This window comes from Methylobacterium sp. E-065 (assembly GCF_022829605.1).
GTDB lineage: Bacteria > Pseudomonadota > Alphaproteobacteria > Rhizobiales > Beijerinckiaceae > Methylobacterium.
In genome coordinates this window covers 1-4,223 of the sequence record NZ_JAKSYD010000119.1, presented here as the reverse complement: position 1 = coordinate 4,223, position 4,223 = coordinate 1, and the positions used below count along the sequence as shown (strand labels likewise).

The window sequence follows — 4,223 nt, the reverse complement described above, 5'->3', positions numbered from 1 at the left end:
GTTCTGAAGCCTCCTGCGGGCGTTCGGCATATCGGGCTGCACGGGCGTGGGAAATCCTTTGATCAGTCGTGCACTGCTCAAGCAGCTGGTCTGCCTTCCGCGGGTTTGATCCTACGGAGCGGAGCCCCAGCTTCCTTCCCGGACGAGCGACGGCAGACGGTCGTATGCCGCTCGCCGCTCGCCCAAAAACAAGCCGGAGGAACCCGAATGGCAGCGCATAGCTTCGACCAGAGCAACATCACGTGGCGCACGCTCGATTGGCTCGATCACATCGCCTTCTTTGTCTACAAAGTCGATGAAGAGAACTGCATCGTCGATGTCCTCTTCAAGTTCGCCGCCAACCAGCGGGTGATGTTGCACCGGCACCATTGCCCCTACGTCACCCTGGTGATGCAGGGTGAGCTACGGTTCTACCGCCCGAACGGCGAGTTGAAAGAAATCCGCCCGACCGGGAGCTTCGTCTCCGGCCCTGCTCATGGCGAACCTCACGAGGAGGGCGGCGGAGATCAGGACGCGATCGTCTTCTTCAGCAACCGCAACATCGACGACGCGCTCTACGAGTTCCTCGACAAGGACGGGAACGCGACCCAGGTGCTCGGGATCGCCGATTTCAAGGCGCAGCTTGAGGCACAGATCGCGGATGGGTCAGCCGCGAAGGTCGCCGGCCGACCTACCTGATTGGAAGTGGTCCCGCAGTTCCGTGGCTGCGGGACCAATCTGGAGAAAATTACATCCGCGAACGACGCATGTGATGACGCCGATGGCGCTTCATGTGCCGCATGCTCATCATGCCCCGCTGCCCGCCCATCCGCTTCTCTGACGGGCTCTTCACGCTGCCAGGATTATTCATGTTGCTCTGAGCGCTGCCACTGCCGCTGCCGGCCGGCATCTGTGCGAGGGCCGTCCCCGTGACAGCGAGCGTCATCGCGGCAGCGAGGGCAAGGGTCTTCATCGACATGGCGTTTTCCTCCAGACGGATCGGTTCGATCGGTCCGGGCTTGAACGTCGTCGAGGTTGATATCGTTCAAGAGCCACAGGTTGTTCGGGCCAACCTCGCGGCCTTCTGCCAGCGCTGCCACATGATCCATGACCGACCGGAACATCAGCGGCGACGCTGGCGCACGCTGTTCCGGCGGAAGGCGGTCGGCGACTTGTTCGACGGCCCCTATGCCTGAAGGTTGTTTGTGAGTGCGCTCATACCTGGGCGAAGCGGGGAACACCACGTGTCGCCTCTGCCCAGTGGGCGGGTTCGCAAGGCACGTGCTTCGACCACACGATCGTGCCTTCCAGCGAGATCAGGAACGCTGAAACCAGCTGCATGTCGGGCGGATCCAGGCAGACCTTTTGTGCAGCCGCGATGGCGGTATCCGCGTTGCGGGCTTTGACGCTACGTGTATCGACCGCCATGCCTTGCCGGGTGTCGGCGAAGCGGTACGAACACCGAAGATGGTAGACCGTCTCGGCCATCGAGCGACGCTCGTGCGGAGGTGTTCGAGGAGCGGGGCGCCGCGGGCGCTTTGGCCGGCGTGGCCGCCGTCCATCGCGAAGCCGCTCAGAAAAAGGTACTTCAATCAGCCTTCGGCCCGCCGCGTCGGTGATCTCGAAAGCGTAGGACATGGGGTTCAGTCCTGACCGCACGAAATCTATGGCCATTCCCGGAATGGCGCGGCACGCCTCAAGGTAGGCGGTCTCCAGATCCGGGAATTGCAGCCCCTCGTCATCGCTCTCCAGGCCTGCCAGTGAGCGTAGGTGGAAGCGGAAAAGCGGCATCAGATCTCCGTGGATGCGTGCCGGAACGCGCTTGGACGCCAGCTCTACCGCCGCAATGGGCGAGTAAACCGAGCAACACCGTCGCGCCGACCAAAGATCCGGGCCGTGAGCCGGCGCCCCGCGGTGTCCAGTTCCCCCGCATGCGCCGACCCTCACGCGACCGCCCGGCCAAGGCTTCACGGGCGGACGCAAGGAACTGGCCCGCGATCGCCTGTCATCACGTGCTTGCCCGCCGCATGCCGTGCGGTGTCGCGAACACCTCGGCCGTGCTGACGGGAAGAAGCGCTGCTGTAGCAGGCGTGAAAGGAGCTGTCCCTGTCAGCTCACCGGTGGCCGAGCGCCGTCCACTCCGTGATGACGGACTCGTCAGCCGGCATGTAGGCGTCGACGATGGCGCCTTTGCGGTTCACGACGCAGATCATCGCCGCTTGGCGCACCTCGTACATCATCGGCCGGTCGTAGGTGATGCGGAACAGCACCGGCGCGAAGTAGTCGCCTTTCTTGTCGGTCCTGTCGGACCCGGCCGAGACCGCCTCCACCTGCTTCATGCCGGCCTTGGTCGCTTCGCTCATCACGGTAGCGCGGCAGGTATCCACCGTGCGATTGCGGCCCGGCACCTCCGGCAGAGGCTGCCCGATGGTCTGCAGGGCCGCGGAGGTACCTTTTACCAGGCCCGTTCCGGGCACCATCGACAGGATAGTCTGCTCGCCGGCCGCAGACGAGGCGGCCCCAATCGGTGCGATCTGCCACGGCATCTGCCAGGTAGCCGCCGAGGTGTCAGGCGCGGCGGGTGCATCCTGGGCCAGGGCAGGACCGGCCAGGACAGAGATGAGGGTGGCGCAGCAGACGGAACGTAGAAACATCACGGCTCTCCTTCTTCGCGGGGGTGAACTCGGGGCCGCGGCATCGAGCTAGTCCGTCGGCGCGAGGGCTGGCGGCATCGTCCAGGGTGAGGACGGCGCGGGGGAAGGTGATGGAGCGGCTGAACGATCGACTCGCGATCGGTGCAGAGAGGCGTGGGCGACCGCGCCAGCATTGACCCACGTCCGAGCCGACGTCGGCAGGTTGAGGATGCTCGTGGTCTTCTCGGCAGCGCGGTAGGGCATCCGTCCCCGGGAGATCGTCGTTGCCGCTCGTAGCCTCCTGAGCGACCGTGCGTGCCTCGCGGGACCTGGGTTCAGGACGGGTGCGACCACGCCCTGTGCGTCGCTAGGCGTCGCGACCGGACCGGCTCGATCCGGTACCTGCTGCGTAGGATCCGGGCTGAGCGTCGCCACGCGTCCTGGCGGGATGGCAGCAGTGTTCGGCGGTGTGGGTCGAACGACGGCCTCGGTTGGAGCCCGCACCTGAGCCGATCCAGGCGGCAGGATCGGCGTAGTCTTCGGAACCGCCGGCAGAGATCGCGCCGCCTCAGATCGATCCTGCAAAGGTTGCGGCACGTCCGGTTCGAGTGCCGTGACCACGGACGGCGGGATCACCGTCAGGACCTCACGGCGCTCAGGCCGATCGTTCCAGACGGGCGGCTGTTCGTGCGTCAGGCGTGCTGCATCCAGCGGCGCGCGACCGAACAGCAGCAAGCGCGGATTAGCGCGAGGCGGCAGGAATTCCGGCTGCTCAATCGTATCTGCGGGATGCAGGTCTAAGAAGGTGCGGGGTACGTCGGCGAGGGAAAAGGTATCTGGGTCGTTGGCGTGAGACAGAGGCCCTGTCAGATGCGGGACTTCTATCCATGGCGGGAAGGCGGCTGGAGGCGGAGTTTCGACGGACACCACCGGTGCCGCATGCTGGCTGGATGTCGTGAGAGCCCAGTTGCTGGGAGGAACAAGCCACACTGCGCTCGCAGCAAACACCGAGAGGGTAGAGAGGCAAGAGACGGAGATCATGGCCCAAGATGACAGGTGGCTGCTGGGCTTGACGATCGTGAGAGGCCGAGCCCCGCCGAGGGGCTTCAGGTCGCCCACAAAGATGGGATCACGCTGTAACATTCTCAGAGAACTGGATTTTAGAAAAGTCAGTTCAAGGCTGCGACGATGCAAACGTGATTCCAGTCGAACACAGCTGGAATCTGGCTCGTGCAAACCGACGATTTGGAAGCTTCAGATCGCCCGGAGCGAAGCGCTCGGCGGCAGCGGACGAATTCCTCTTATATCGCGCGTTCGTTCTATCGCTCGCCCGCAGACCGTCACCGCATGGCTCAACCACCGCCACCACCCGCGCGGATTCTTGTGAGGTCTGATCGGTCGAGGTCGCCCGCTGCCTTTCGGCAGCCCTTCTTGGTTTCCGTGTCCACAACTTGTCTCTGTGGATCTCTCCTATCCGTGGGGTGCATCGTTTTGCACCCTATGCTGCCCAGCAGCGCGGGGGCCGCGGATCGCCCTCCCCGCCGGAGCCATTGCAGCCACTCCCGGCTGATGATGCGGACCACGTTCGGATCCGACTTCCGCCCTTGGTGG

The 4,223-nt window shown here is 64.4% G+C and carries 4 protein-coding genes; 2 read left to right on the top strand and 2 right to left on the bottom strand.

Annotated elements, in window-relative coordinates; genetic code table 11:
* Both MKK84_RS16530 and MKK84_RS16525 read left to right on the top strand, forming a co-directional pair.
* Nucleotides 1-678 (top strand): hypothetical protein (locus MKK84_RS16530; protein ID WP_313899343.1); only part of this gene is annotated, 678 nt, incomplete at its 5' end.
* A 230-nt stretch (nucleotides 679-908) separates the two neighbouring features.
* Complete coding sequence (locus MKK84_RS16525) at nucleotides 909-1,175, top strand: hypothetical protein (RefSeq protein WP_243921536.1); 267 nt, start codon at nucleotides 909-911, stop codon at nucleotides 1,173-1,175.
* Nucleotides 1,176-1,194: 19 nt separating this feature from the next.
* On the opposite strand, the gene MKK84_RS16520 is transcribed toward MKK84_RS16525, so the two are convergent.
* Both MKK84_RS16520 and MKK84_RS16515 read right to left on the bottom strand, forming a co-directional pair.
* A complete protein-coding gene (locus MKK84_RS16520) occupies nucleotides 1,195-1,770 on the bottom strand; it encodes a DUF6894 family protein (protein WP_243921533.1) in 576 nt (191 codons plus the stop codon).
* A 323-nt stretch (nucleotides 1,771-2,093) separates the two neighbouring features.
* Nucleotides 2,094-2,633, bottom strand: a complete 540-nt coding sequence (locus tag MKK84_RS16515) for a hypothetical protein (RefSeq protein ID WP_243921531.1) — start codon at nucleotides 2,631-2,633, stop codon at nucleotides 2,094-2,096.
* Nucleotides 2,634-4,223: the final 1,590 nt, after the last annotated feature.